At 69.3% G+C, this 23,210-nt stretch carries 20 protein-coding genes; 16 read left to right on the top strand and 4 right to left on the bottom strand.

Going from position 1 to position 23,210, the window contains the following annotated elements:
• Positions 1 to 30 precede the first annotated feature (30 nt).
• Genes ACU5E9_RS10960 through ACU5E9_RS10950 form a run of 3 tightly spaced genes read left to right on the top strand, consistent with a single transcriptional unit; the run spans position 31 to position 3,562 of the window.
• On the top strand, positions 31 to 1,071 hold the full coding sequence (locus tag ACU5E9_RS10960; protein ID WP_456809945.1) for a carbohydrate ABC transporter permease: 1,041 nt from the start codon (positions 31 to 33) through the stop codon (positions 1,069 to 1,071).
• A complete protein-coding gene (locus ACU5E9_RS10955; RefSeq protein WP_456809944.1) occupies positions 1,068 to 1,976 on the top strand; it encodes a carbohydrate ABC transporter permease in 909 nt (302 codons plus the stop codon). The genes ACU5E9_RS10960 and ACU5E9_RS10955 overlap by 4 nt, the downstream gene beginning before the upstream one ends.
• Positions 1,973 to 3,562 (top strand): alpha-amylase family glycosyl hydrolase, encoded by a 1,590-nt coding sequence (locus ACU5E9_RS10950; RefSeq protein ID WP_456809943.1) that lies wholly within the window; start codon positions 1,973 to 1,975, stop codon positions 3,560 to 3,562. The genes ACU5E9_RS10955 and ACU5E9_RS10950 overlap by 4 nt, the downstream gene beginning before the upstream one ends.
• 93 nt (positions 3,563 to 3,655) lie before the next feature.
• Here ACU5E9_RS10950 and ACU5E9_RS10945 read toward each other — a convergent pair whose 3' ends face one another.
• The 3 genes from ACU5E9_RS10945 to ACU5E9_RS10935 all read right to left on the bottom strand — a co-directional run bounded on the left by ACU5E9_RS10945 (position 3,656) and on the right by ACU5E9_RS10935 (position 7,246).
• Positions 3,656 to 4,957, bottom strand: coding sequence for an FAD-binding oxidoreductase (locus ACU5E9_RS10945; RefSeq protein WP_456809942.1), 1,302 nt, complete (start codon positions 4,955 to 4,957; stop codon positions 3,656 to 3,658).
• Positions 4,958 to 5,185: 228 nt separating this feature from the next.
• Positions 5,186 to 6,487, bottom strand: coding sequence for an FAD-binding oxidoreductase (locus tag ACU5E9_RS10940; RefSeq protein ID WP_456809941.1), 1,302 nt, complete (start codon positions 6,485 to 6,487; stop codon positions 5,186 to 5,188).
• Positions 6,488 to 6,628: 141 nt separating this feature from the next.
• The gene (locus ACU5E9_RS10935) at positions 6,629 to 7,246 is read right to left on the bottom strand and encodes a TetR/AcrR family transcriptional regulator (protein WP_456809940.1); all 618 of its coding nucleotides are present in this window, start codon (positions 7,244 to 7,246) and stop codon (positions 6,629 to 6,631) included.
• Between the two features lie 395 nt (positions 7,247 to 7,641).
• On the opposite strand from ACU5E9_RS10935, the gene ACU5E9_RS10930 reads away from it, so the two are divergent.
• The 5 genes from ACU5E9_RS10930 (at position 7,642) to ACU5E9_RS10910 (ending at position 12,726) form a co-directional block, all read left to right on the top strand.
• The gene (locus ACU5E9_RS10930) at positions 7,642 to 8,448 is read left to right on the top strand and encodes an ABC transporter ATP-binding protein (RefSeq protein ID WP_456809939.1); all 807 of its coding nucleotides are present in this window, start codon (positions 7,642 to 7,644) and stop codon (positions 8,446 to 8,448) included.
• Position 8,449: 1 nt separating this feature from the next.
• Positions 8,450 to 9,202, top strand: a complete 753-nt coding sequence (locus tag ACU5E9_RS10925; RefSeq protein WP_456809938.1) for an ABC transporter permease — start codon at positions 8,450 to 8,452, stop codon at positions 9,200 to 9,202.
• Entirely contained in the window at positions 9,199 to 10,011 is an 813-nt protein-coding gene (locus tag ACU5E9_RS10920) for an ABC transporter permease (protein WP_456809937.1), read from the top strand. The genes ACU5E9_RS10925 and ACU5E9_RS10920 overlap by 4 nt, the downstream gene beginning before the upstream one ends.
• A gap of 147 nt (positions 10,012 to 10,158) precedes the next feature.
• Positions 10,159 to 11,214: an ABC transporter substrate-binding protein gene (locus tag ACU5E9_RS10915; protein WP_456809936.1), complete on the top strand. Its 1,056-nt coding sequence runs from the start codon at positions 10,159 to 10,161 to the stop codon at positions 11,212 to 11,214.
• 102 nt (positions 11,215 to 11,316) lie between these two features.
• Positions 11,317 to 12,726, top strand: a complete 1,410-nt coding sequence (locus ACU5E9_RS10910; protein WP_456809935.1) for an NtaA/DmoA family FMN-dependent monooxygenase — start codon at positions 11,317 to 11,319, stop codon at positions 12,724 to 12,726.
• 68 nt (positions 12,727 to 12,794) lie between these two features.
• Here ACU5E9_RS10910 and ACU5E9_RS10905 read toward each other — a convergent pair whose 3' ends face one another.
• On the bottom strand, positions 12,795 to 14,129 hold the full coding sequence (locus ACU5E9_RS10905; RefSeq protein WP_456809934.1) for an aminotransferase-like domain-containing protein: 1,335 nt from the start codon (positions 14,127 to 14,129) through the stop codon (positions 12,795 to 12,797).
• Between the two features lie 237 nt (positions 14,130 to 14,366).
• Between ACU5E9_RS10905 and ACU5E9_RS10900 the strand changes: the two genes are divergently transcribed.
• The 8 genes from ACU5E9_RS10900 (at position 14,367) to ACU5E9_RS10865 (ending at position 23,086) form a co-directional block, all read left to right on the top strand.
• Positions 14,367 to 15,230 (top strand): nitrilase-related carbon-nitrogen hydrolase, encoded by an 864-nt coding sequence (locus ACU5E9_RS10900; protein ID WP_456809933.1) that lies wholly within the window; start codon positions 14,367 to 14,369, stop codon positions 15,228 to 15,230.
• A gap of 163 nt (positions 15,231 to 15,393) precedes the next feature.
• Entirely contained in the window at positions 15,394 to 16,827 is a 1,434-nt protein-coding gene (hydA, locus tag ACU5E9_RS10895; protein WP_456809932.1) for a dihydropyrimidinase, read from the top strand.
• A gap of 9 nt (positions 16,828 to 16,836) precedes the next feature.
• Positions 16,837 to 17,853, top strand: a complete 1,017-nt coding sequence (locus ACU5E9_RS10890; RefSeq protein ID WP_456809931.1) for a TIGR03842 family LLM class F420-dependent oxidoreductase — start codon at positions 16,837 to 16,839, stop codon at positions 17,851 to 17,853.
• The gene (locus tag ACU5E9_RS10885) at positions 17,850 to 18,794 is read left to right on the top strand and encodes an ABC transporter permease (RefSeq protein WP_456809930.1); all 945 of its coding nucleotides are present in this window, start codon (positions 17,850 to 17,852) and stop codon (positions 18,792 to 18,794) included. Before ACU5E9_RS10890 ends, ACU5E9_RS10885 begins: the two co-directional genes overlap by 4 nt.
• Positions 18,791 to 19,618: an ABC transporter ATP-binding protein gene (locus tag ACU5E9_RS10880; protein ID WP_456809929.1), complete on the top strand. Its 828-nt coding sequence runs from the start codon at positions 18,791 to 18,793 to the stop codon at positions 19,616 to 19,618. The genes ACU5E9_RS10885 and ACU5E9_RS10880 overlap by 4 nt, the downstream gene beginning before the upstream one ends.
• Entirely contained in the window at positions 19,615 to 20,424 is an 810-nt protein-coding gene (locus tag ACU5E9_RS10875; protein WP_456809928.1) for an ABC transporter permease, read from the top strand. The genes ACU5E9_RS10880 and ACU5E9_RS10875 overlap by 4 nt, the downstream gene beginning before the upstream one ends.
• A gap of 85 nt (positions 20,425 to 20,509) precedes the next feature.
• A complete protein-coding gene (locus ACU5E9_RS10870) occupies positions 20,510 to 21,661 on the top strand; it encodes an ABC transporter substrate-binding protein (RefSeq protein WP_456809927.1) in 1,152 nt (383 codons plus the stop codon).
• 99 nt (positions 21,662 to 21,760) lie between these two features.
• A complete protein-coding gene (locus tag ACU5E9_RS10865; RefSeq protein WP_456813531.1) occupies positions 21,761 to 23,086 on the top strand; it encodes an aminotransferase class III-fold pyridoxal phosphate-dependent enzyme in 1,326 nt (441 codons plus the stop codon).
• Positions 23,087 to 23,210: the final 124 nt, after the last annotated feature.

Below are 23,210 nucleotides of genomic sequence, written 5' to 3'. Positions count from 1 at the left end.
GCCCCCTTCCCACTGACCAGAAGGACCCCCATGTCGACATCCACGACACAGCGCCCCGGGCGGCGCACGACGCCCGCACGGAAAACCGGCCGCCTCGACCTGGGCGAGGGGCGCAGGGCCGCGCTGCTGCTCTCGCCGACCTTCCTCGTGCTCGCCCTGGTGGTGCTCTACCCGCTGCTCTCGGCCTTCCACCAGTCCCTGTTCGGCTCGCAGTCCGGGCTCGACGCCGACGGCTTCGTGGTCGAGGGCGACGTCTTCGTCGGCCTGGGTAACTACGTCCAGATCTTCGCCGGCGCCGACGCCGCGCGCTTCTACAACGCCCTCTGGAACACCACATTCTTCACCTTCACCACGGTCGCCCTCGAGGTCATCATCGGCATCGCCATGGCCGTGGCCATGAACCGGGCGTTCCGCGGCCGGGCCCTGCTGCGCGCCAGCATCCTGGTGCCGTGGGCGATCCCCACGGCGGTGTCCGGACTGCTCTGGCGCTGGATGTTCCAGGCCGACGGCATCGTGAACACCCTGACCAACCATCAGGTGCTCTGGACCGCGGAAGGGTTCGCCGCCCAGACTGCTGTCATTGTCGCCGAGGTCTGGAAGACCGCGCCGTTCATCGGCCTGCTCGTGCTGGCCGGCATGCAGATCATCCCCGAGGAGGTCTACGAGGCGGCCAAGCTCGACGGCGCGAACGCGTGGCGGCAGTTCGTCGCCATCACGCTGCCGCTCGTGCGGCCCGCGCTGCTCGTGGCCGTGCTGTTCCGGCTGCTCGACTCGCTGCGCATGTTCGACCTGCCCTTCGTGCTGATCGGCCCGCGAAAGAGCTCGGTGGAGACGCTGTCGATCCTGGCCTGGGACGAATCCAACCAGCTCCAGTACGGCACCGCATCCGCATTCTCGATCATCCTGCTGCTCTACGTTGCGGTGATCGCCTACGTCTTCATCACCATCCTCGGCGCCGACGTGGTGGGGGAGAAGAAGCCCAAGGGCGTGCGCGCTCGCCGGCGGGTCCAGGAACCGCCCACCGCAGACGCGACCCGATCCGAACCTACCCAGACGAAGGTGACCCGATGACGACAACGGCCACGCGCCCCCTCACCGGCCGGCCGGCCGTGACCCGGCCCGGCCCCCGTACCGCCCCCGGCCCAGGCTGGTTCCGCGGGATCGGCCCGCTCGGGCGCACCCTGGCGATCATTTTGATCGCGGTGTACTGCCTGGCCCCCTTCTACTGGATGGTCGTGTCGAGTTTTCGCCGCTCCACCGACATCTTCCAGAACACCCTGCTGCCCACGACGTGGTCCCTGGAGAGCTACCGGCAGGTCTTCGACGGGTCGACAATGTTCGGCCAAGCGATGCTCAACAGCCTCATCGTGGCGAGCACCACCACAGCGTTCGCCCTCGTACTCGGCATCTTCGCCGCCTACGCCATCGCCCGGCTCAACTTCCGGTTCAAGACCGTCGTGCTCGCCGTGATCATCGGCACGTCGATGTTCCCGGGCATCTCGGTGGTGGTCCCGCTCCTGCGGCTCTTCTCCGACATCGGCTGGATCAACACGTACCAGGCCATGATCGTGCCGAGCCTCTCGTTCGCCATCCCGCTGGCGGTCTGGAACCTCACCACCTTCATGAAGCAACTGCCCTACGAGCTGGAGCAGGCCGCCATGATCGACGGCTGCACCAAGTGGCAGGCGTTCCGGCTGGTGCTGCTGCCGCTGGCCGCTCCTGGCATCTTCACGACGGCCATCCTCACCTTCATCCACAGCTGGAACGAATTCATCATCGCCCTGTCGATGGTCAACGACCCCGCCATCCAGACCGCCACCGTGGCGATCTCCAAGTTCACCGGCGCCAGCGACTTCCAGGCTCCGTACGGAGCCCAGATGGCCGCGGGCGTGCTCGTGACCATCCCACTGGTGATCGTGGTGCTGGTCTTCCAGCGCCGGATCGTTGAAGGTCTCACCTCGGGGGCGAACAAGTGAGCGGCACCGACTGGTGGCAGACCGCCGTCATCTACGAGGTCTACCCGCGCTCGTTCGCGGATGCCGACGGCGATGGCGTCGGCGACCTCCGTGGGCTCCGCCAGCGCCTGGCCTACATCGCCTCCCTCGGGGTGCAGGGAATCTGGCTCACCCCGTTCCAAACCTCCCCTCAGGTCGACCAGGGGTACGACATCAGCGACTACTGCGACGTCGACCCCCTGTTCGGCACGCTGGCCGACTTCGACGCCCTGCTGGCGGATGCGCACGCCCTCGGCATCCGCCTGCTTGTCGACCTCGTGCCCAACCACACCAGCACCCGGAACGAGCTCTTCCAGGCCGCACTGCAGTCCGCGCCGGGCTCCGACGCCCGGGCGATGTTCCACTTCGCCGACAGCCCGCGTGCCGCGGGCGACACCCCGCCCAACAACTGGATCAGCGTCTTCGGCGGCAGCGTCTGGGACCGCGCGCACCCCGGCTCCGCCGAGGACACGCAGTGGTACCTGCACCTGTTCTCCTCCGCGCAACCGGACTGGAACTGGCAAAACCCGCGGGTCAGCGACTACTTCGACGGCGTGCTGAGGTTCTGGTTCGACCGCGGGGTGGACGGCATCCGGGTGGACGTGGCACACGGCCTGTTCAAGGCCGAGGGTCTGCCCGACGCGGTGACGGTGCCGACGGTGATCGACGGCCTGCGCTCCAACCCGCTGGCGATGGACCAGGAACCCGTCCACGACGTCTACCGTCGTTGGCGCGCCATCGCCGACGAGTACGACCCGCCCCGGCTGCTCGTGGGTGAGGTGAACCTCGAACCTGACCGCGCCGGTCGGTACACGCGCCCGGACGAGTTGCACCAGACTTTCGCCTTCGCGTTCGCGCGCCTCGGTTGGCAGCCGGCGGAGTGGGTGGCCGTGGGGCAGCAACTGGAGGCTGCGCGCCGCCGGTACGGCGCCGACCCCAGCTGGGCGTTGGAGAACCACGACCTGGTGCGCACCGTCACCCGGTTCGGCGGCGGGGAGCGCGGAGTCCGCCGCTCCCGAGCGGCGCTGCTGGCCCTGCTCGGCCTGCCCGGTGCGATGTACGTCTACCAGGGCCAGGAACTCGGTCTGCCCGAGGTGGACGTGCCGGTGGAGACCCGGGTAGACCCGATGTGGAGCCGGGGCGGGGTCAGCCGCGACGGTGCCCGCATCCCGCTGCCCTGGACGTCCCATGCGGCAGGTAGCCACGGTTTTTCGCCGGATGGGGCGTCACCGGCCTGGCTGCCGACCCCGGCCGGCTGGGGTGACTGGAGTATCGACACCCAACAGGGCGACGAGGAGTCAGCATATTCGGCGTTCATCCACGCCATCGGCATGCGCGGGTCACTGCTGGCGTCCGGGGCGTTCCGGCCCAGCGAATCGGCGGGCTGGCGTCTGGACGCGGACGGCCTCGTGCTCTGCGACCGTGAGGCCGGTGTCACCGTTGGGGTGGCGATGGGCGATGTGCCGGTGCGGCTCCCGGCCGGCCGGGTGCTGTGCAGCTCGGCGCCTCTGCTGCCGGACGGCAGGCTTCCCGCCGACGCGGCGGCATGGGTCCTGCGCGACGTCTGACGGGCCGCGCGGGTCAGGCGCCGTTTCGCGGGTGGCGCGCCGCCCGCGAAACGGCGCCCTGCCCGCGAATCGGAGCGTCAGCCGAATCCGCCGTCAGGGCACGATGTTGTGGTTATACGCGAGCACGTTCTCGGGGTCGTAGCGCCGCTTCGCCGCCCGCAACCGCTCCACCGTGGCCGGCGGGTACATCCGGGTGAGCACTTCCGGATCCGGGTGCGGACTGAAGTTGCCGTAGGCGCCCGTCACGTCCTCTTCCACGGCGGCCCAGCCCTCCTGGATGCGCTGTTCCGCCTCGTCCGGGGCATCCGGCGGCAGGAACGCCGCCGACACCACGAACGCCTCCGCGTCCCGATAGGCCACCGCCGTGGCATCCGCGGGCACCCGGTTGAACGCCCCGCGCAGGTACCGCACCATCAGCACGGCCGCACCGAAGGCGGCGTGTGCGGTGGTCAGCCGGGTGATCAGGCCGTCGTCCACATCGCGGGCGAAGCCGTTGTGGTCCACCATGCGCATCTCGGCGGGCAGCGGCGGGGGCTCCTCGAGCACATCCACATACGGTTTGGGCGCGACATCGTTTCCGGTCACCCCCGGCAGATCGAGCAGCGGTTTGATGGCGGCCATCGCCTCGTCGACGTCGTCGCCGCCGAAGCAGACCAGAACCTGCGTGGTCGCGGGCATCCCGGGCCCGAACGCGGGCATCGCGATCACGGTGGAGTTGAGTTCCTCCGGCGCGCTCCGCATCACGTCCCGCCAGCCGCGCAGGGTGTCGGCGAGCCGGGCCGGGTCCACGTCGATCTCGCCGGCGACCACCCCGGGCAGCGGATGCGCCTGGAAGGTGAACCTGGTCACCACCCCGAAGTTGCCCCCGCCACCGCGGAGCGCCCAGAACAGGTCCGGCTCCGCGGCCTCGCTGGCCGTGACGATCTCGCCGCTGGGCAGCACCACCTCGGCCTCGCGCAGGCTGTCGAAAGCCAGGCCGTGTTGCCGCACCATCCAGCCGATGCCGCCGCCCAGCGTGAGGCCGCCCACGCCCACGGAGTAGGTGTCGCCGCTGGAGAGCGCCAGCCCGTGCGGTTGCAACGCCCGGGCCACGTCGCCCCAGACCGCGCCTCCGCCCACCCGCACCAGGTCGTCGCCGAGCACCTCCACGTCGTGGATGGCGCGCAGGTCCAGCACCATCCCGCCGTCGTTGGTGCTGAACGGGGTGTGCCCGCCGCTCCGCACCGAGATCGGCAATCCCCGCGCCGTGGCGTAGCCGATCGCCGCCGCGACATCCGCCGCGTTGGTCGGCCTCGCCACCAGGGCTGGACTGCCGAGCACACCGTAGGCGGTGGCCGCCGTCACATAGTCTTCCGAGCCGGGCTCGAGAATGACGCCCGCAAATCCGTCGATCATCGTCGTTCCTCCCACGCCTGTAGCGCGCGGGGCGGCCGTCCCCCGAGTCGCATCCGCCGACCCGCACTGCCTGAATAACCGTCGTCGCCCAGCATGCCCCGCGAGCACCCGGCCCGCGACCCCGCCGGCCCCCGTGCCGTCAGCAACTGTTCCCCATGCGGACAAATGCACCCGGTGCGCCGGGTGCATTTGTCCGGTTCGGGAACAGTTACGGCGCCGCGGGCGGGCTCAGGGCACGATGTTGAGGTTGTGGGCCAGCACGTTCTCGGGGTCGTAGCGCCGCTTGGCCGCCTGCAGCCGGGCCGCGGTGGCCGGCGGGTACATCAGGCTGAGCACATCCGGGTACGTGCCCAGATTGAAATTGCCGTAGGTGCCGGTCAGGTCCTCGGCCACGACGGTCCAGTCGTCCAGGATGCGCCGCTCGGCCTCGTCGGGAGCATCCGGCGGCAGGAACGCCGCCCACGACACGAACGCCTCCGCGTCCCGGTGGGCGAACGCCGTCGCATCCGCCGGCACCCGGTTGAGCGCCCCGCGGACGTACCGCACCATGAGCACCGCCTCCCCGAATCCGGCCTGCACGCGGGTCACCCGATCGATCAGGGCGTCACTGAAATCGCGGGCGAAGCCGTTGCGATCCACGATCCGAATCGACCCCGGCGGCGCAGACGGTTCGTCGAAGACCTCCACGAAGAGTTTGAGTTCCACATCGTTGCCGGTCACGCCCGGCAGGTCGAGCAACGGTCGGATGGCCGCCATCGCCTCGTCGAGGTCGGCGCCGCCGTAGCACACCAGCACCTTGGTCTCGGCGAGCATCTCCGGCCCGAACTCGGGCGTCGCCAGCATCGTGGAGTTGAGCACCTCGGGCGAGTCACGCATCACGTCCCGCCAGGCACGCAACGTGCCGGCCAGGTCGGTGGGTGCAACGGTGATGGCGCCGGCGACGACACCGCGCAGCGGATGCGCCTGGAAGGTGAACCGGGTAACCACGCCGAAGTTCCCGCCCCCGCCGCGGAGCGCCCAGAACAGGTCCGGCTCGCTGGTCGCGCTGGCCGTCACGACGTCCCCGCCGGTCAGCACCACCTCGGCCTCGAGCAGGCTGTCGATCGCGAGCCCGTGTTGCCGCACCAACCAGCCGATACCGCCGCCCAGGGTGAGGCCGCCCACACCCACCGTGTAGGTGTCGCCGCTGGACAACGCCAGGTCGTACGGCTGCAGCTCCTGCGCCACAGCGCCCCAGACGGCGCCGCTGCCCAACCGAACCCGGTCGCCGTCCAGCACCTCGACGTCCCGGATGCGGGAGAGGTCGAGCACCATCCCGCCGTCGTTGGTGTTCAACGGGCTGTGCCCGCCGCTCCGCACCGACAGGGTCAGGCCCTGCGCCCGGGAGTAGGCGATCGCCGCCGCGACATCCGCCGTGCCGACCGGTCGGGCCACCAGCACGGGTGTGCCGACCTTGCCGTAGGCGGAGGCTGCCATCAGGTATTCTTCCGAACCGGGCACGAGAATGGTGCCCGCGAATCCGTCGATCATGGTTTCTCCCACGCCAGACATGCGTGGCGCCGATCGAGTCCGGCGAGTCCTCGATCGACCCGCATTGCCTGAGTTGCTCTCGACGACCAGCATGCCCCTCGGTCGCACCATCCGCGACCCCTGGCGGGCACCGAACGCGGGTCAGGCGGTGGGCGCCGTTGAGCGGAGCGCCCGCACCTGGGCGAGGACGGCCGCGTGGCCGGCGACCTTGACCCGCTCGACCTCGATGACCGGGCCGAGGGAGACGAGCAACGCCTCCAGCCCCCGCCAGAACGCGACGATCTGGCGGGCGACAATCGCGACGTCGTCGCCCCGCAGGCCCTCGTGCTCGAGGGTGATCGTGAGCTCGTCCATCAGGAACTGGTCAAAGCGCGCCCGGATGCCGTGCCATTCCGCACCGCTCTCGAACGCGGCAAGACCGAAGACGTGGAAGAAGAGCTTGGTGAAGGGCAGCGTCTCCTCCGAGCCGAGCTCGGCCCAGCCGCGGTCGAGCCGTTCGGCGAGCGGCCGGGAGGTGTCGACCAGCTCCACCCCCACCTGCGTCATGCCGGGGAACCGGGTGGCCGCGGCGCGGAGCGCAAGGCTGATGATCTCGGCCCGGGAGCCGAAGTAGTACAGCAGCATCCGGTTATTGGAGTCGGCCGCCCGCGCCAGTGCCCGCAGTGACACGTTGGCGACCCCGTTGGCGAGAATGTGGTCCGTGATGCGGGCCAGCAGCACATCACTTCGGGCCGACCCCTCACCCTCTGTGCCGCTCATCGTGCCCACTCCCGCTCTCGGCACCGACGGAACCCGGAGCACATTCCGACACCGTATCGGGTCGCGGGCACCGGTGTACGGCACGACGGCGAAGACACCGTCGCCGGACGTTTTCCGGGGGGTCTGAACGACATTATGAACCACATGGTTCATACCTGTCAAGCGGCGGTTTTTCCGCGTGATTCCGCGGCTGAATCGTGTAACTCAGACGTAACGCACGGGAAACCTCCGGCCGCAGAAGTGGCTGCTAGCGTCGGGTCACGGTCGGCGCACAACACCCCGAAAAGCGCCCGATCGAGCAGTGCCACCCACGCACTCCGCCAGGCGCCGATGCCGAATCCCGACGCCGGCAGCCGCCGACGTCTCGCCCTTCCCCGCCGAAAGTCGAGCAGCACGTGAGCACTCCCCAACCGTTCACCACGAGTGGCGCCCATTCCCGTTCCATCGACCTCACCGGGGTGGAGAAGACCTTCCCGATGTCGCGGGGACGCCAGGTCACCGCGCTGACCGACGTCGACCTGCACATCGAGAGCTCGGAGTTCGTCGCCCTGCTCGGTCCCTCCGGCTGCGGCAAGTCCACGGTGCTGCGCATCGTCGCCGGCCTCGACGACCCCACCGCGGGCACGGTCACGATCGGCGGCCAGGCGCCGCACGAGGTCTCCGCCCGGCACGACCTCGGCGTCGCCTTCCAGGACCACGCGTTGTTGCCGTGGCTCACGGTCGAGCAGAACATCGCGCTGCCGTTCCGCGCCACCGGGCGCACCCCCGACACCCAGCGGGTGCGTGACCTCATCGAGCTGGTCGGCCTCACCGGTTTCGCCGACGCGCGTCCCAAGCAGCTGTCCGGCGGGATGCGCCAGCGCGCCTCGATCGCCCGCTCGCTGGTGCTGGGCCCGTCGGTGCTGCTGCTCGACGAACCGTTCGGCGCGCTGGATGCCGTCACCCGCCGCCGGATGAACTCCGAGCTGGCCACGATCTGGGCGCGAACCCAGGTGACCACCCTGCTCGTCACCCACGATGTGGACGAGGCCGTGCTCCTGGCCGACCGGGTCATCGTCATGTCGGGCCGGCCCGGCACCATCCGCCATGTCGAACGGATCGATTTCCCGCGCCCCCGCCGGGCCGAGCTGATGCGCCAGGGCGAGTTCCACGAAGTGGTCGACCGGCTCACCGCCATGCTCGACGCCAGCGTGGAGGTCTGACGTGGCGCGCGGCCGGCTCGCGGTCCCCGTCTACGGCGTCGTCGGCGCAGCCCTGCTGCTACTCGTGCTGGAAATGGTGGGCCGCAGCGGCCTCGCCGGGCCGGCGTGGCCGCCGCTCGGCGACGTGGTCGCGTACCTTGTCGATCCGGCGCACCACCGGGTGCTCGGTGGGGCGCTCGGCGCCACGGTGAGCGCCGCGCTCACCGGCGGTGCGATCGGTGTGGTGGCCGGGGTCGTGTTCGCCGTCGCGGCGGTGCTGCTGCCCAAGACCGCGCCGGGCCTTGACCGGTTCGCCGCCCTCATCGACGCCATGCCCGCCATCGCGCTGGCCCCGTTCCTCTCGGTGATCCTCGGCCGCGACGCCACACCGGCGGTGATCCCGGCGCTGGCGGTCACCTTCATCGTCTACCTCTCCACCAGCACCGGGCTCGCCGCCACGTCGACGAGCCATCAGGACCTGTTCACCGTCGTCGGCGCCTCCCGGGTCAGCCGGCTCAGCCGGCTGCAACTGCCCGCCGCCCTGCCGAGCCTGTTCGACGGCCTGGCGCTCGCCGCCCCGGCGATGATCCTCGGCGCCACCATCGGCGAATGGTTCGGCGCCTCCCGTGGCCTCGGCGTGCTCCTGCTCAGCTCGATGCAGAACTTCCAGATCCCGCTGCTCTGGGCCGCCGCCACCCTCGCGGTGCTCTGCTCGCTGCTCGCATTCCTGCTCATGACGGCCGCGCAGCGCGTGGTCTCCCGGAGGTTCTCATGACCGCGCCCGCCCTCCTCGACCGCCCGGCCGCCCCGCCGGCCGCTCGGCCGCGCCGCACGATCGCATCCGTCGCCGGCACTGTCCTCTCCCGGTACTGGCCGGTGTTGATCATCCTCGCGGCCTGGCCGATCTGGCTGGCGGTGAACGGCTACACCCGCACCGTGGCGCCGGGCCCGTGGGACGTGCTCCTCGACCTGGTCGTCAACCCGCTTGTCTACCTCGGGCCGCTGCTCTGGACGCTGCTGTTCGCGGCCGTCGGACTGGCCGGCGGCATGCTCGTCGGCATCCTGCTGGGCATCGCGGTCTCCACCTCGCCGCTGGCGTTCGGCCTGGTGATGCCGTCGGCGCTGGTCATCCGGGTCGTCCCCATGACCGCGCTGATGCCCATCGTGGCCCGCGTGCTCGGCTACTCCGACACCACCATCCTGCTGATCGTGATGATGCTCGTCTTCTTCCCGGCGTTCTCGCTCACCGCGTCGGGGATGGCATCGGCGCCCGCGAGCGGCACCGACCTCTTCCGGGTGCTCGGTGCCGGCGGCGGGCAGTCGCTGCTGCGACTGCGGCTGCCCTACGCGGTGCCGAGCATCATGCTCGCCCTGCGGATCAGCGCCCCCAACGCCGTGCTCTCCGTGCTGCTGTCGGAGTACCTCCTGGCCGGCCGGGGGCTCGGCGACCTGATGCGCGAGGCGTCCAGCTTCCTGCTGATCGAACGCGAGTGGGGCGTGGCCATCCTCGCCACCGCGGTGGCCGTGGCCTGCTTCGGCGCCGCCAAGGCCGCCGAACGCCGCGTGGTGGACCGCATGACCTGACGCCCGCCGGCCCATCCCGCCGGCACCCGGCCGCCCCGCACCGATTCTCCAGACCGATCCCCGCCTACCCAGGCTCCTTCCCGCCTGCCTCCAACCATCCCGATCCCCCCTGTTGCACCCCGCACGACAACCTGAAAGGCACACCCCGTGACGAAAACCCTCAACCCCGGCTCCCTGCGTCGCCGAGCCGCCCCGACCCTGGCATCCGCCGCGATCCTGGCCCTGGCCCTCAGCAGCTGCAGCGCCGGTGGCGCCGGTGATGACAGCGCCGACCCGGATGCCACCACGCTCACCGTCGCACTCGGGTGGATCCCGAACGTGGAATACGGCGGATTCTGGCTCGCCGACGAGAAGGGCTATTTCGCCGACGAGGGACTCGACATCGAGTGGGTCGCCGGCGGCTCGGAGGCCCCGACGGTGGAATCGGCGGTGGCCGCCGGCACGGCCGACATCGGCATCGCCGCGAGCCTCCGCTCGGTGATGGAAGCATCCAACGACAACGACTTCTCCATCATCGGCTCGGTGTTCCAGGAAAACCCCGGCTGCATGCTCTCGCTCGCCGCCGACCCGATCGAGACCGCCGAAGACATCGTCGGCAAGAAGATCCTCGCCCAGGACGAGGCGACCATCGTCTCGATCCTCAATGTGAACGGGCTGCCGCTCGACTACGAGTTCGTGCCGACCTCGTTCGACCCGGGCCCCCTCGTCGCGGGCGACGGCGTGGGCTACACCGCGTACTACGTCAACCAGCCGGTGACCATGAACACCACCTACGGCCTCGAAGAGGGCAGCGACTTCATCTGCACGATGTACTCCGACCTCGGCCTGCCGCTCTACGCCTCCACGATCTTCGCCCAGGCGGCCGGTATCGACGCCGACCCCGACACCTACGAGGCCTTCCTCCGGGCGGCCGTGAAGGGCTGGACCGACTACCAGGACGACCCCGAGTCGGCCGCGACCCTCGCCGTGGACACCTACGGAGCCGACCTCGGCCTCGACATCGAGCAGCAGAGCATCCAGGCGGACCGCCAGACCTCGCTGTTGACTAGCGACATCACCGACGAGCACGGCCTGCTGTACATGGACGCCGACCTGCTCGGTGGCGCGATGTACGAGGCGCTGGCGGCATCCGGCATGGAGGACCTGCCCGCGGTCGACGACGTGCTTGACATGTCGCTGCTGGATGCGGCCGCAACCGACTGACCCACCGGGGCGGGGCGGCCATCCGGTCGCCCCGCCTCCCCGCCCGGTGCGAGCCGGGCACACCCAGACGACGCACGAGACGCATGACACGAAGGAGTCACCATGACCAAAAAACGCATTGTCCTCGGGGTATTCGAGGCCGGCAGCCCGCAGGTCGGCGGCACCATCAGTTGGTCGCACGAGCGCAGCCAGAACGGCGACTACCGCGACATCGACTACTGGATCGGCATGGCGAAGATGCTCGACGACGCCGACTTCGACTTCCTCTTCTTCGCCGGCGGATCGTTCGGCTACGCCTCCCGCAACGGCGAACTATCCGACGTGCTGGTGCGCGCCGGGATGAGCTTCGGCATCGACGGGGCCTACCTCATCCCCGCGCTGGCGGTGCACACCGAACGGCTCGGTTTCGTGGTCACCACCACGACGGGCGCCGACCACCCGCTGCACACCGTGCGCAAGTACTCCACCCTCGACCACGTCACCCGGGGGCGGATCGGCTGGAACATCGTCACCGGCGCCTCGCAGAACACCATGGCGGCGATGCTCGGGCACTCCGCGATGGTTCCCCACGACGAGCGCTACCGGGCCGCCGACGAGTACGTCGACGTGGCCTTCGCCTTCTGGGAGGGCGGCAACGACGACGACGTGATCGTGCAGGACCGTGCCACCGGCGTGTTCGCCGACCCGGCGAAGATCCACCCGGTCGCGCACGAGGGCACCTATTACCGTTCGCACGGTTACCACACGCTGCCGCCGTCGCCGCAGCGGAGCCCCCTGCTCTTCCAGGCCGGCACCTCACCGGCCGGTCGCGCCTGTGCCGCCCGCAATGCCGAGTGCGTGTTCGTGCAGGGCTCGACCGTGGAGAAGACGGCGGCCGACATCGCCGACATCCGGGCCAGGGCGGCCGAGCGCGGCCGCGACCCCGAGGGCATCAAGGTGCTCGCCGGGGTCACCATCGTGGTGGCGGAGACCTCCGCAGAGGCCGCGCAGCTGCGCCGCGAGTTCGACGACCTGCAGACCGACGAGCTGGCCGCCCACTACTACGCCGGCAACACCGGTGTCGACCTGCTGGAGTACGACCTGGACCGGCCGTTCGCCGACCAGTTCGTCGCCAACGGCCTCGCCGGCCAGATGGGCACCAGCAACATCGAACGCTTCCTGCGGCGCCCCGACGGCACGGCGCCCACGCCGCGCGAGATCCTCGACGACCTCAAGGGCAAGGGCACCCGCGGGTTCGCCATCACCGGCGACCCGATCGAGGTGGCCGACGCCATCGAGGCGCTGCTCGAGGCGACTGACCTGGACGGCATCATGCTCGAGGCGGTGTTCAACACCGCATCGATGGCCGACTTCATCCGGCTGGTGCAGCCGGAGCTGCGTCGCCGGGGCCGGCTCGACCCCGCGCCGGAGGGCGTGACCTTCCGTGAGCGGATGCTCGGCGCCGGCCCGTTCATCGACGACCGCCACCACGCGGCCGAGTTCCGCCGCGTCCCCGTCCCTGCCGCCGGCTGACCGTTCCCCGTGCGGACAATTGCACCCGGCACACCGGGTGCAGAAGTCCGCACGGGGAACAGTTGCGGCTACGAGGGGATGCCGGCGGCCGCGGCGATCGCGCGGGCGACGGGCAGCACGTCGCCGGGGAGGGCGCCCGCGGTCACCCGGATGAACGCCTCGGGCCGGTCGACCGCGAGGAACGGGCTCCCACCGGCCACCCGGATGCCCGAGGCCGCCAACCGCACGATGGCATCGCGCTCGTCGGCCACCGGAACCCAGGCGTTGATCCCGTCGGCGCGGGCCAGCGGCAGGCCGAACCCGGTCAGCGCATCCGCCAAGGCCTTCTGCCGGGCGAAGTAGACGTGCCGGGCCTCGAACACCAGCGCCATGCTGGCACTGTCGGTGAGCAGCTCGTGCAGGATGGTCTGCAGCATCCGGCTGGTCCAGCCGGGGCCGAGCATCCGCCGGGCCACGATGCGGTCCACCAGCGCGGCCGGCCCGCCGAGCGCGGCGATCCGCAGGTCGGGCCCGTGCGACTTCGAGTAGCTGCGCACGTGCAGCACCCGGTCCGGCAGCCAGCGGCCCAGTGACACGTCGGGCGCGGTGCTGATCGCGCCGGAGTGGTCGTCCTCGATCACCACCGTGTGCGCCGCGCGCTTGCTGGCGCCGAGCAGCCGGGCCAGCTCCTGGGCGCGATCGCTGGACATCGACCCCCCGGTGGGGTTGTGCGCGCGCGGCTGCAGGATGACCGCGGCCGGCGAGTGGGTCAGCGCAGCCTGGAACGCGGCCGGCTCGATCCCTTCCGCATCCACCGCGACCGGCAGCCGCTCGATGCCCATCTGCTCGAGCAGGTCGAAGAACGGCGGAAAACCGGGATCCTCGACGATGACCCGGTCGCCGAACCGGGCCACCTGCTCGAGGCTGCGGGAGATCGCGTCCAGGGCGCCGTCGACGACGGTGATCGACTCGGAGCGGTACGGCCAGGACTCGGCGAGCACGCTCAGCAGTTCCGGGATCACCGGAAGGGCCTGGTAGCTGGGCGTCATCGCGCGCTGGGAGACCCGGGAGAGTGCGGGCCCGAGCGCCGGCAACAGGGCCGGGTCCGGCGTGCCGCGGGACAGGTCGATGCGCAGGTCGCTGACGTGGCCGGCCAGCGATTGGGTGCGGGCGGGCAGCCAGTGGTTGGCCTGCTCCCGCACGAAGGTGCCGCTGCGCCCCCGCGACACGATCAGGCCCGCCGCCGAGAGCGCCTGCCAGGCGTGGCTCACCGTGGCCGGGCTCACGCCCAGCCCGCCGGCCAGTTCCCGCACGGTGGGCAGGCGCTCGCCGGGCGCCAGTCGGCCCGAGCTGATCAGCCGGCCGAGCGCAGCGGCGATCCCGGCAGGAGTACTGTGCTCAATCTCGTCGAAGTAAAGCTGCAATTACGGATCCTTCCGCACCGAATGCTTGCCAGCACCCCGTCTGGCCGACAGGATGATGATTTACGCACGCGTCATATGAAGAAACAGAACAGAAATGTTTACGTCGAATAATAACAAAACCGGACACCACAAAGTGGCTCGATCTCGACAGGCTCTCCCGTATGGCTCGCAGAGGTTTGCGACGTCTGTCACCTGCTGACGAGGTCCCACCGTGTACACCCAGCGGAGGCAAACAGTATGAGCGTTGACACACCCAACATCGTGCGAGCGGCGATCACCCAGACCACGTGGACGGGGGATATCGAATCGATGATCGCCAAGCACGAGCAGTTCGCGCGTGACGCGGCCGCCGACGGGGCGCAGATCATCTGCTTCCAGGAGCTCTTCTACGGCCCGTACTTCGGCATCACCGAGGACGCCAAGTACTACGACTACGCCGAACCGGCCGACGGCCCGATCGTGCAGCGCTTCGCCAAGCTGGCCAAGGAACTGAACCTGGTCATGGTGCTCCCCATCTACGAGGAGGAGCAGCCCGGCGTCTACTACAACACCGCGGTCGTGGTGGATGCCGACGGCACCATCCTCGGCAAGTACCGCAAGCACCACATCCCGCACCTCGACAAGTTCTGGGAGAAGTTCTACTTCCGCCCCGGCAACCTCGGCTACCCCGTCTTCAACACCGCCGTCGGACCGATCGGCGTGTACATCTGCTACGACCGGCACTTCCCGGAGGGCTGGCGCGAGCTCGGCCTCAACGGGGCGCAGATCGTCTTCAACCCCAACGCCACCAAGCCGGGGCTGTCGAACCGGCTCTGGGAGATCGAGCAGCCGGCCGCCGCCGCCGCGAACGGATACTTCGTGGCCGCGCCCAACCGGGTGGGCCGGGAAGACAACGAGTACGGCGAACTCGCCGTGTCGTTCTACGGCACCAGCCAGTTCGTCGACCCGCAGGGCAACTACGTGGGCGAGCTGGGCAGTAGCGAGAACGAGGAGGTCGTGATCCGCGACCTCGACCTCGGCATGATCCGCCAGGTGCGCAACAACTGGCAGTTTTACCGCGACCGCCGCCCCGAGTCCTATACCTCGATCCCGAAGCCTTAGGTCTCGACAAGCTCGACCAGCGCACCGTCCGCAACCCGCCTTCGAGACCCGACCACCCGCTGGTCGAGCCTGTCGAGACCCGGCGACCGAGCCTACGTTCAGAGGACGGCGCACGAGGTCTCGACAAGCTCGACCGGCGATACGCAACGAACAGGAGAACCCGATGAAGACCCTGATCAAGAACGGCACCGTGGTCAATTCCACGGGCACGGCCGCAGCGGATGTGCTGATCGACGGCGACACCATCGCCGCGGTGCTCGCCCCCGGTTCCACCCTGCTCGGCTTCGACATCGAGCGGAACGTCGACACGGTGATCGACGCCGCCGGCAAGTACGTCATCCCCGGCGGCATCGACGCGCACACCCATATGCAGATGCCGTTCGGCGGCACCGAGGCCAGCGACACCTTCGAGACCGGCACCCGGGCCGCGGCCTGGGGCGGCACCACCAGCATCGTCGACTTCGTGGTGCAGTACGCCGGCGAGAACGTGCTCGACCAGTACCACCTCTGGCACGAGAAAGCCCGCGGCGAGTGCGCCATCGACTACGGCTTCCACCAGATCCTCTCCGACGTGCAGGACTCCTCCCTCGTCGCGATGGACGAACTCGTCAACGAGGGCGTCTCCAGTTTCAAGCTGTTCATGGCCTACAAGGGCGTGTTCCTCTCCGACGACGGCCAGATCGTCAAGGCCATGCAGAAGGCGGCCGGCAACGGCAGCATGATCATGATGCACGCCGAGAACGGCAGCGTCATCGACCTGCTCGTGCAGCAGGCCGTCGCCGCCGGCAACACCACGCCCTACTATCACGGCCTCACCCGGCCGTGGCAGGCCGAGGAGGAGGCCACCCACCGCGCGATCATGCTCGCCAACCTCACCGGCGCCCCGCTCTACGTGGTGCACGTGAGCGCCAAGCAGGCCGTGGAGCAGATCGCCATCGCCCGCGACCGCGGCCAGAACGTGTTCGGCGAGACCTGCCCGCAGTACCTCTATCTCTCGCTGGAGGACCAGCTCGGCGCCGAGAGCGAGGAGTGGGGCAGCTTCGAGGGCGCCAAGTGGGTGTGCAGCACTCCGCTCCGCTCCAAGGCCGAGGGCCACCAGCACCACATGTGGCAGAGCCTGCGTACGAACGACATCCAGATGGTCTCCACCGACCACTGCCCGTTCTGCATGAAGGGCCAGAAGGATATGGGCCTGACCGACTTCTCCAAGATCCCCAACGGCATCGGCTCGGTCGAACACCGGATGGACCTGCTCTACCAGGGTGTGGTCGACAAGCAGATCTCCCTCGAACGCTGGGTGGAGGTCACCTCCACCACCCCGGCGCGCATGTTCGGGATGTACGGCAAGAAGGGCGTCATCCAGCCCGGCGCCGACGGCGACGTGGTGATCTACGACCCCAACGGGCACACCTCCATCGGCGTGGAAAAGACCCACCATATGAACATGGACTACTCCGCCTACGAGGGCTTCGAGATCGACGGTCACGTCGACACCGTGCTCTCCCGCGGCAAGGTCGTCATCGACAACAACCAGTACCTCGGCGCCAAGGGTGATGGCAAGTACATCAAACGCGGCCTCAGCCAGTACCTGATCTAGGCGGACACTATGGACTTCGGTGCAGTACTCCAGACCAATCCGCCGTCGGCGCGAACCGTGCAACTGGCCGTCCTGGCCGAGAACCACGGCTTCAGCCACGTGTGGACCTTCGACTCCCACCTGCTCTGGCAGGAACCGTATGTGATCTACAGCAAGATCCTTAGCCGAACCCGCAAGGTGATCGTCGGCCCCATGGTCACCAACCCGGCCACCAGGGACTGGACCGTCACGGCCTCCACCTACGCCACCCTCAACGAGATGTACGGCAACCGCACCATCTGCGGCATCGGCCGCGGCGACTCCGCGGTACGGGTCACCAACGGCCGGCCGAGCACGCTGAAGACCCTGCGCGAGTCGATCCACGTCATCCGCGAGCTCGCCAACTCCCGGCCGGTGGAGTACAACGGCGCCACCCTGCAGTTCCCCTGGAGCCAGGGCTCGACGCTTGATGTCTGGGTGGCCGCGTACGGCCCGCTCGCGCTCAAGCTCACCGGCGAGGTCGGCGACGGCTTCATCTTGCAGATGGCCGACCTCGACGTGGCCGAGTGGATGATCAAGACCGTGCGCATCGCCGCCAAGAACGTGGGCCGCGACCCCGACGCGATCAAATTCTGCGTCGCGGCGCCCATGCACATCGGCGACGACATCCAGCACATGCGCGACCAGAACCGCTGGTTCGGCGGCATGGTCGGCAACCACGTGGCCGACATCGTCGCCAAGTACGGCGAGGGCTCCGCCGTGCCCAAGGCCCTCACCGACTACATCAAGGGCCGGGAAGGCTACGACTACAACGAGCACGGCCGGGCGGGCAACACCCACGCCGACTTCGTGCCCGACGAGATCGTCGACCGGTTCTGCCTGCTCGGGCCCGCCGAGGCGCACATCGAGAAGCTCAAGGCGCTCAAGGAGCTCGGCGTCGACCAGTTCGCCGGCTACCTGCAGCACGACAATAAAGAGGAGACCCTCCGGGTCTACGGCGAGACCGTGATCCCCGCGCTCGCGAACCACATCACGGCCAAGGCATGACCCAGACCGGCACCGTTCGCCCCGGACCCGCGCGGTCCGGCGCTGCAGCGCGCGGCCGGTCCTGGCTGGGCCAGGGGACGCCGCGGCGCATCCTGGTGGGCGCGCTCGGCGTGCTGGCCCTCGCGCTCCTGTGGGAGCTTTACATCCTCATCGGCCCCGCCGACGGCGTGATCGTCGGCGGCGTCACCGTGCTGCCCCGCGCCAGTGAGATGGCGATGCCGCACCTCTGGGTGATGCTCGAACGGGCGCTGGAACCCGTCACCGGCAGCACCACTGCAGTGCCGATGTGGCAGGCGGTGCTCGAGGCGTCCCTGTTCACCCTGGGCATCTCCGCGGTCGGCTGGCTCGTCGGCGTCACGGTGGGCCTGGCCCTTGCGCTGCTGATGCAGCGGTTCAAACTGGCCGAATCGGCCATCCTGCCCTGGATCATCCTCAGTCAGACGGTGCCGCTGATCGCCCTGGCCCCGCTGGTGCGGCGCTGGGGCGCGCAACTCGAATTCGGCGCCTTCACCTGGGAGAACTGGATGTCGGTGGCGCTGATCGCGTCCTACCTGGCCTTCTTCCCGGTATCGATCGGCGCGCTCAAGGGCCTCGGCTCGCCCGACGCCAACCACATCGACCTCATGCGCTGCTACGCGGTGGGCTGGTGGAAGACCCTGTGGCGGCTGCGCCTGCCGGCCAGCGTCGGCTTCCTGCTGCCGGCGCTTCGCCTCGCGGCGGCCAGCGCCGTGATCGGCAGCGTCGTCGCCGAGGTGTCCATCGGACTCCGCGGCGGCATCGGCCGGCTGATCGTGGAGTACGCCGGCGCCGCCGGCAGCGACCCGGGCAAGCCCTGGGCCCCCATCTTCGGGTCGATCCTGGTGGGCCTCGTCGCCGCCGGGTTCGTCGGCCTGATCTCACTGTTCCTACGTCGATTCCGCAGGGGAGAGGTGGCCTCATGACCACGGCAGCAACACCCGTACAGCACGCCGTTTCGGTGAACACCGTCAGCCGGGTCTTCGCCGGCCGCAAGGGCGCATCCGTCACGGCACTGGATGCGGTGAGCCTCACCGTCGCCCCCGGCGAATTCGTCTCGCTGATCGGGCCCAGCGGCTGCGGCAAGAGCACCCTGCTGCGCCTGATCGCCGACCTCGACACCCCCACCAGCGGTGACATCGAGGTGTTCGGCAAGAGCGCGAAGCAGGCCCGGATCGACCAGGACTACGGCATCGCCTTCCAACAGGCCGGCCTGCTGCCCTGGCGCACGGTGGCCGGCAACATCGAACTGCCGCTCGAACTGCACGGCGCCGGCAAGGCCGCCCGCCGCGAGCGCGCCGCCGAACTGATCGAGCTCGTCGGCCTGACCGACTTCGCCGCGAACTACCCCGACCAGCTCTCCGGCGGCATGCAGCAGCGGGTAGCGATCGCCCGGTCGCTGGCCGAGAGCCCCAGCCTGCTGCTGATGGACGAACCGTTCGGCGCGCTGGACGAGATGACCCGCGAGCGGATGCAGAACGAGCTCGTGCGCATCTGCGCCGAGACCAGCGCCGCCGTGGTGTTCGTCACCCACTCCATCCCCGAGGCGGTGTTCCTCTCCAACCGGGTGGTGGTGATGTCGCCGCGGCCCGGCCGCATCCGCGATGTGCTCAGCGTGAACCTCGGCCGGATGATCGACCGCGGCGAGAACCTGCGCGAAGACGAGGAGTTCTTCCACTCCGTATCCCGGGTGCGGGAGCTCCTGCACGGCGCCACCCCCACCGGGGCCCGTGGGGTCGAGACGCGATGAGCACCGGCGCCGGCACGCCGGGGATCATATTCGGTCGGCGGAGAACCTCCGGCCTGGCCCGCGCCGTGCTGCCACCGGTGCTGCTGGGCATCGTCGCGATCCTGCTCTGGCAGGGCTTCGTCACCGTGCTGGCGATCAAGCCGTTCATCCTGCCCGGCCCGTTCGCGATCGGTGAGCAGTTCACCAGCAACCTGCAGAACGTCGTCGCCGGTTCCATCGTCACGGGCCGCAACGCCCTGATCGGGCTGGTGATCGGCGCGATCCTCGGCGTGCTGCTGGCCATCCTCTCCGCCCTGGTGCGCATCTTCGACGAGATGGCGGCCCCCATCGTCGCCGCGTTCGCCGTGGTGCCGATCGTGGCCCTGGCCCCCGTGCTCTACACGATGTTCGGAGCCAACGCCGAGACCGCGCGGCAGCTCGTGGCCGCGCTGGCCGTGTTCGTTCCCGTCTACTTCAACACCCTCAAGGGCCTGCGGATGGTGCGCCCGGTGCACCGCGACCTGATGCGCTCCTACGCCGCCTCGAGCTGGCAGGCCACCAGGACAGTGACCCTGCCCACCGCCGTGCCGTACGTGTTCACGGGCCTGCGCATAGCGTCATCCCTCGCCGTGATCTCCGCCCTCATCGCCGAGTACTTCGGCGGCCCGGTCGGCGGGCTCGGCAAGTCGATCACCTCGGCCGCCTCCAGCAGCAACTACGGCCTCGCCTGGGCCTACGTGCTCGGCTCCATCATTCTCGGACTCCTCTTCTACTGCGCAGCGCTCGGCCTCGAGAAGCTGGTCAGCCGCCGCGCCCCCACCACTTGAAACCACTCCCCGCAGCACCAACGCAGCACACAACCACAGCACCATCCCGCACCAGCACCCGCAGCAGTACCTAAAGGAGGAACCCATGAAACACAGCACTCGATGGCTGACGACGGCCGGCGCCGTTGTCGCGGCCAGCGCCCTCGTCCTCTCCGGATGCAGCGCATCCGATGACGCCGCCCCGTCCGAGGACACCGCCAGCGGCGACCTCACCCCGGTCACCCTGCAGTTGCAGTGGGTGGCGCAGGCCCAGTTCGCCGGGTACTACGCGGCCGTCGACCAGGGCTACTACGAAGACGAAGGCCTCGACGTGACCATCGCCGAGGGCGGCGCCGACATCGTGCCGCAGGACGTGCTCGCGTCCGGCGACGTCGACTACGCCATCTCCTGGGTGCCCAAGGTGCTCGGCTCGATCGAACAGGGCGCCAACATCACCGACGTGGCGCAGATCTTCGAACGCAGCGCCACCACCCAGATCTCGTTCAAGGACAAGAACATCACCACCCCCGCCGACCTGGCCGGCAAGAACGTGGGCAGCTGGGGATACGGCAACGAGTGGGAGCTCTTCGCCGGCATGCAGAAGGCCGGCGTGGAGGTGGGCGACATCAGCCTCGTGCAGCAGGCCTTCGACATGAACGCCTTCCTCGCCGGTGACATCGACGCGGCCCAGGCGATGACCTACAACGAGTACGCGCAGGTGCTCGAGACCATCAACCCCGACACCGGCGAGCTCTACCAGCCCGAGGACCTCAACGTCATCGACTGGAACGACGAGGGCACCGCGATGCTCCAGGACGCCATCTGGGCCAACACCGACAAGCTCGCCGACGACGAGGCCTACGCCGACCAGACCGTCGCGTTCATCAAGGCCTCCATCAAGGGCTGGATCTACGCCGCCCAGAACCCGGAAGACGCCGCGACCATCGTGGCCGACGCCGGATCCGCACTGCCCGCCGGCCACCAGCTCTGGATGACCAACGAGGTCAGCAAGCTGATCTTCCCGTCCACCAACGGTGTCGGTCTGATCGACGAGGACGCCTGGGCCAACACCGTCGACATCGCCATGAACACGGAAAACGAAACCGGTGGCACCATCATCACCACAGACCCGCCCGAAACGGCGTACTCCAACGAGTACGTGCAGAAGGCCCTGGATGAGCTCACCGCGGATGGAGTCGACGTCATGGGCGCCGACTGGACTCCCATCGACGTCACCCTGACGGAGGGCGGCGAGTAAGGACACCCCGGACCGGGCGGCGGCGCATCCCGCCGCCGCCCGGTCACCACCTCCCCGCCCGTGCGGGGCAGAACCGAAGGAACACGCATCGTGACCGACATCGACACCGGCACAACCACCGAGCTCGGCCTGAACGAGCTCACCGCCCAGCTCGACAGGGACCATGTCTTCCACTCCTGGTCGGCCCAGGGCACCCTCAAGCCCCTCGTGATCGCCGGCGGCCTCGGCTGCCGGGTGTGGGACCACGACGGCCGCACCTATCTCGACTTCTCCAGCCAGCTCGTCAACGTCAACATCGGCCACCAGCATCCGGCCGTGATCAAGGGCATCATCGAACAGGCCGAGCTGCTCACCACCATCGCGCCGGCCACCGCCAACCTCACCCGCGGCGAGGCCGCCAAACGCATCGTCGACCGGGCTCCCGACGGCTTCAACAAGGTCTTCTTCACCAACGGCGGTGCGGATGCCAACGAGAACGCCATCCGGATGGCCCGCCTGCACACCGGCCGCGACACCGTGCTCTCCACCTACCGCTCGTACCACGGCAACACCGGAGCGGCCATCGTCGCCACCGGCGACTGGCGCCGCATCCCCAACGAGTTCGCCCGCGGCCACGTGCACTTCTTCGGCCCCTACCTCTACCGCAGCGAGTTCTGGGCGACGACGCCCGAACAGGAAACCGAGCGGGCCCTGCGCCACCTCGAGCGGGTCATCCAGAGCGAGGGCGCCACCTCGATCGCGGCCGTGCTGCTCGAATCCATCCCCGGCACCGCCGGGGTGCTGATGCCGCCGCCCGGCTACCTCGCCGGCGTGCGCGAGCTCTGCGACCGCTACGGCATCATGCTGATCCTCGACGAGGTGATGGTGGGCTTCGGCCGCACCGGCCGCTGGTTCGCGTTCGAGGACAGCGGGGTCGTTCCCGACCTGATCACCTTCGCCAAGGGCGTCAACTCCGGTTACGTTCCCGTCGGCGGGGTCATCATCTCCGACGCCATCGCCGCCGACTTCGATACGACGGTGTTCCCCGGCGGGCTCACCTACAGCGGCCATCCACTGGCGATGGCGTCGATCGTGGCGGCGCTGGACGCGATGGAGGCCGAGGGCATCGTTCAGAACGCCGCCCGGATCGGGACCGAGGCGATCGGCCCCGGCCTGGACGCCCTCAAGGTGAAGCACCCGATCATCGGTGAGGTACGTGGCGAAGGCGTCTTCTGGGCGATCGAGCTCGTGGCCGACCGGGAGACCCGGGCGCCCGTGGCGCCGGCCGTGATGGCCCGGATCAAGACCGAGCTGCTGGCCCGCAACCTGCTGCCGTTCGTGCAGGACAACCGCATCCACGTGGTGCCGCCCTGCGTCGTCACCGACTCCGAGGTGGCCGAGGCCCTCGCCATCTACGACGAGGTCTTCGCCCTCGACCTCCTCTAGCCCCGTCCGCTGGTCGAGCTTGTCGAGACCCCGCGACCCGATCTCCAGAACTCGCCCCGTCCGCTGGTCGAGCTTGTCGAGACCCCGCGACCCGATCTCCAGAACTCGCCCCGTCCGCTGGTCG

The organism is Cryobacterium sp. AP23, assembly GCF_054075385.1.
The sequence above is the reverse complement of the archived record's forward strand: the minus strand, read 5'-3'. Positions and strand labels throughout refer to the sequence as shown.

What these genes read in the sequence shown, in the direction of transcription:
- ACU5E9_RS10900 (WP_456809933.1), top strand. Translation starts at nt 14,367, where the DNA reads ATGAGCGTTGACACACCCAACATCGTGCGAGCGGCGATCACCCAGACC.
- ACU5E9_RS10875 (WP_456809928.1), top strand. Translation starts at nt 19,615, where the DNA reads ATGAGCACCGGCGCCGGCACGCCGGGGATCATATTCGGTCGGCGGAGA.
- ACU5E9_RS10920 (WP_456809937.1), top strand. Translation starts at nt 9,199, where the DNA reads ATGACCGCGCCCGCCCTCCTCGACCGCCCGGCCGCCCCGCCGGCCGCT.
- ACU5E9_RS10935 (WP_456809940.1), bottom strand. Translation starts at nt 7,246, where the DNA reads ATGAGCGGCACAGAGGGTGAGGGGTCGGCCCGAAGTGATGTGCTGCTG.
- ACU5E9_RS10890 (WP_456809931.1), top strand. Translation starts at nt 16,837, where the DNA reads ATGGACTTCGGTGCAGTACTCCAGACCAATCCGCCGTCGGCGCGAACC.
- ACU5E9_RS10955 (WP_456809944.1), top strand. Translation starts at nt 1,068, where the DNA reads ATGACGACAACGGCCACGCGCCCCCTCACCGGCCGGCCGGCCGTGACC.
- ACU5E9_RS10870 (WP_456809927.1), top strand. Translation starts at nt 20,510, where the DNA reads ATGAAACACAGCACTCGATGGCTGACGACGGCCGGCGCCGTTGTCGCG.
- hydA (WP_456809932.1), top strand. Translation starts at nt 15,394, where the DNA reads ATGAAGACCCTGATCAAGAACGGCACCGTGGTCAATTCCACGGGCACG.
- ACU5E9_RS10910 (WP_456809935.1), top strand. Translation starts at nt 11,317, where the DNA reads ATGACCAAAAAACGCATTGTCCTCGGGGTATTCGAGGCCGGCAGCCCG.
- ACU5E9_RS10960 (WP_456809945.1), top strand. Translation starts at nt 31, where the DNA reads ATGTCGACATCCACGACACAGCGCCCCGGGCGGCGCACGACGCCCGCA.
- ACU5E9_RS10945 (WP_456809942.1), bottom strand. Translation starts at nt 4,957, where the DNA reads ATGATCGACGGATTTGCGGGCGTCATTCTCGAGCCCGGCTCGGAAGAC.
- ACU5E9_RS10940 (WP_456809941.1), bottom strand. Translation starts at nt 6,487, where the DNA reads ATGATCGACGGATTCGCGGGCACCATTCTCGTGCCCGGTTCGGAAGAA.
- ACU5E9_RS10885 (WP_456809930.1), top strand. Translation starts at nt 17,850, where the DNA reads ATGACCCAGACCGGCACCGTTCGCCCCGGACCCGCGCGGTCCGGCGCT.
- ACU5E9_RS10880 (WP_456809929.1), top strand. Translation starts at nt 18,791, where the DNA reads ATGACCACGGCAGCAACACCCGTACAGCACGCCGTTTCGGTGAACACC.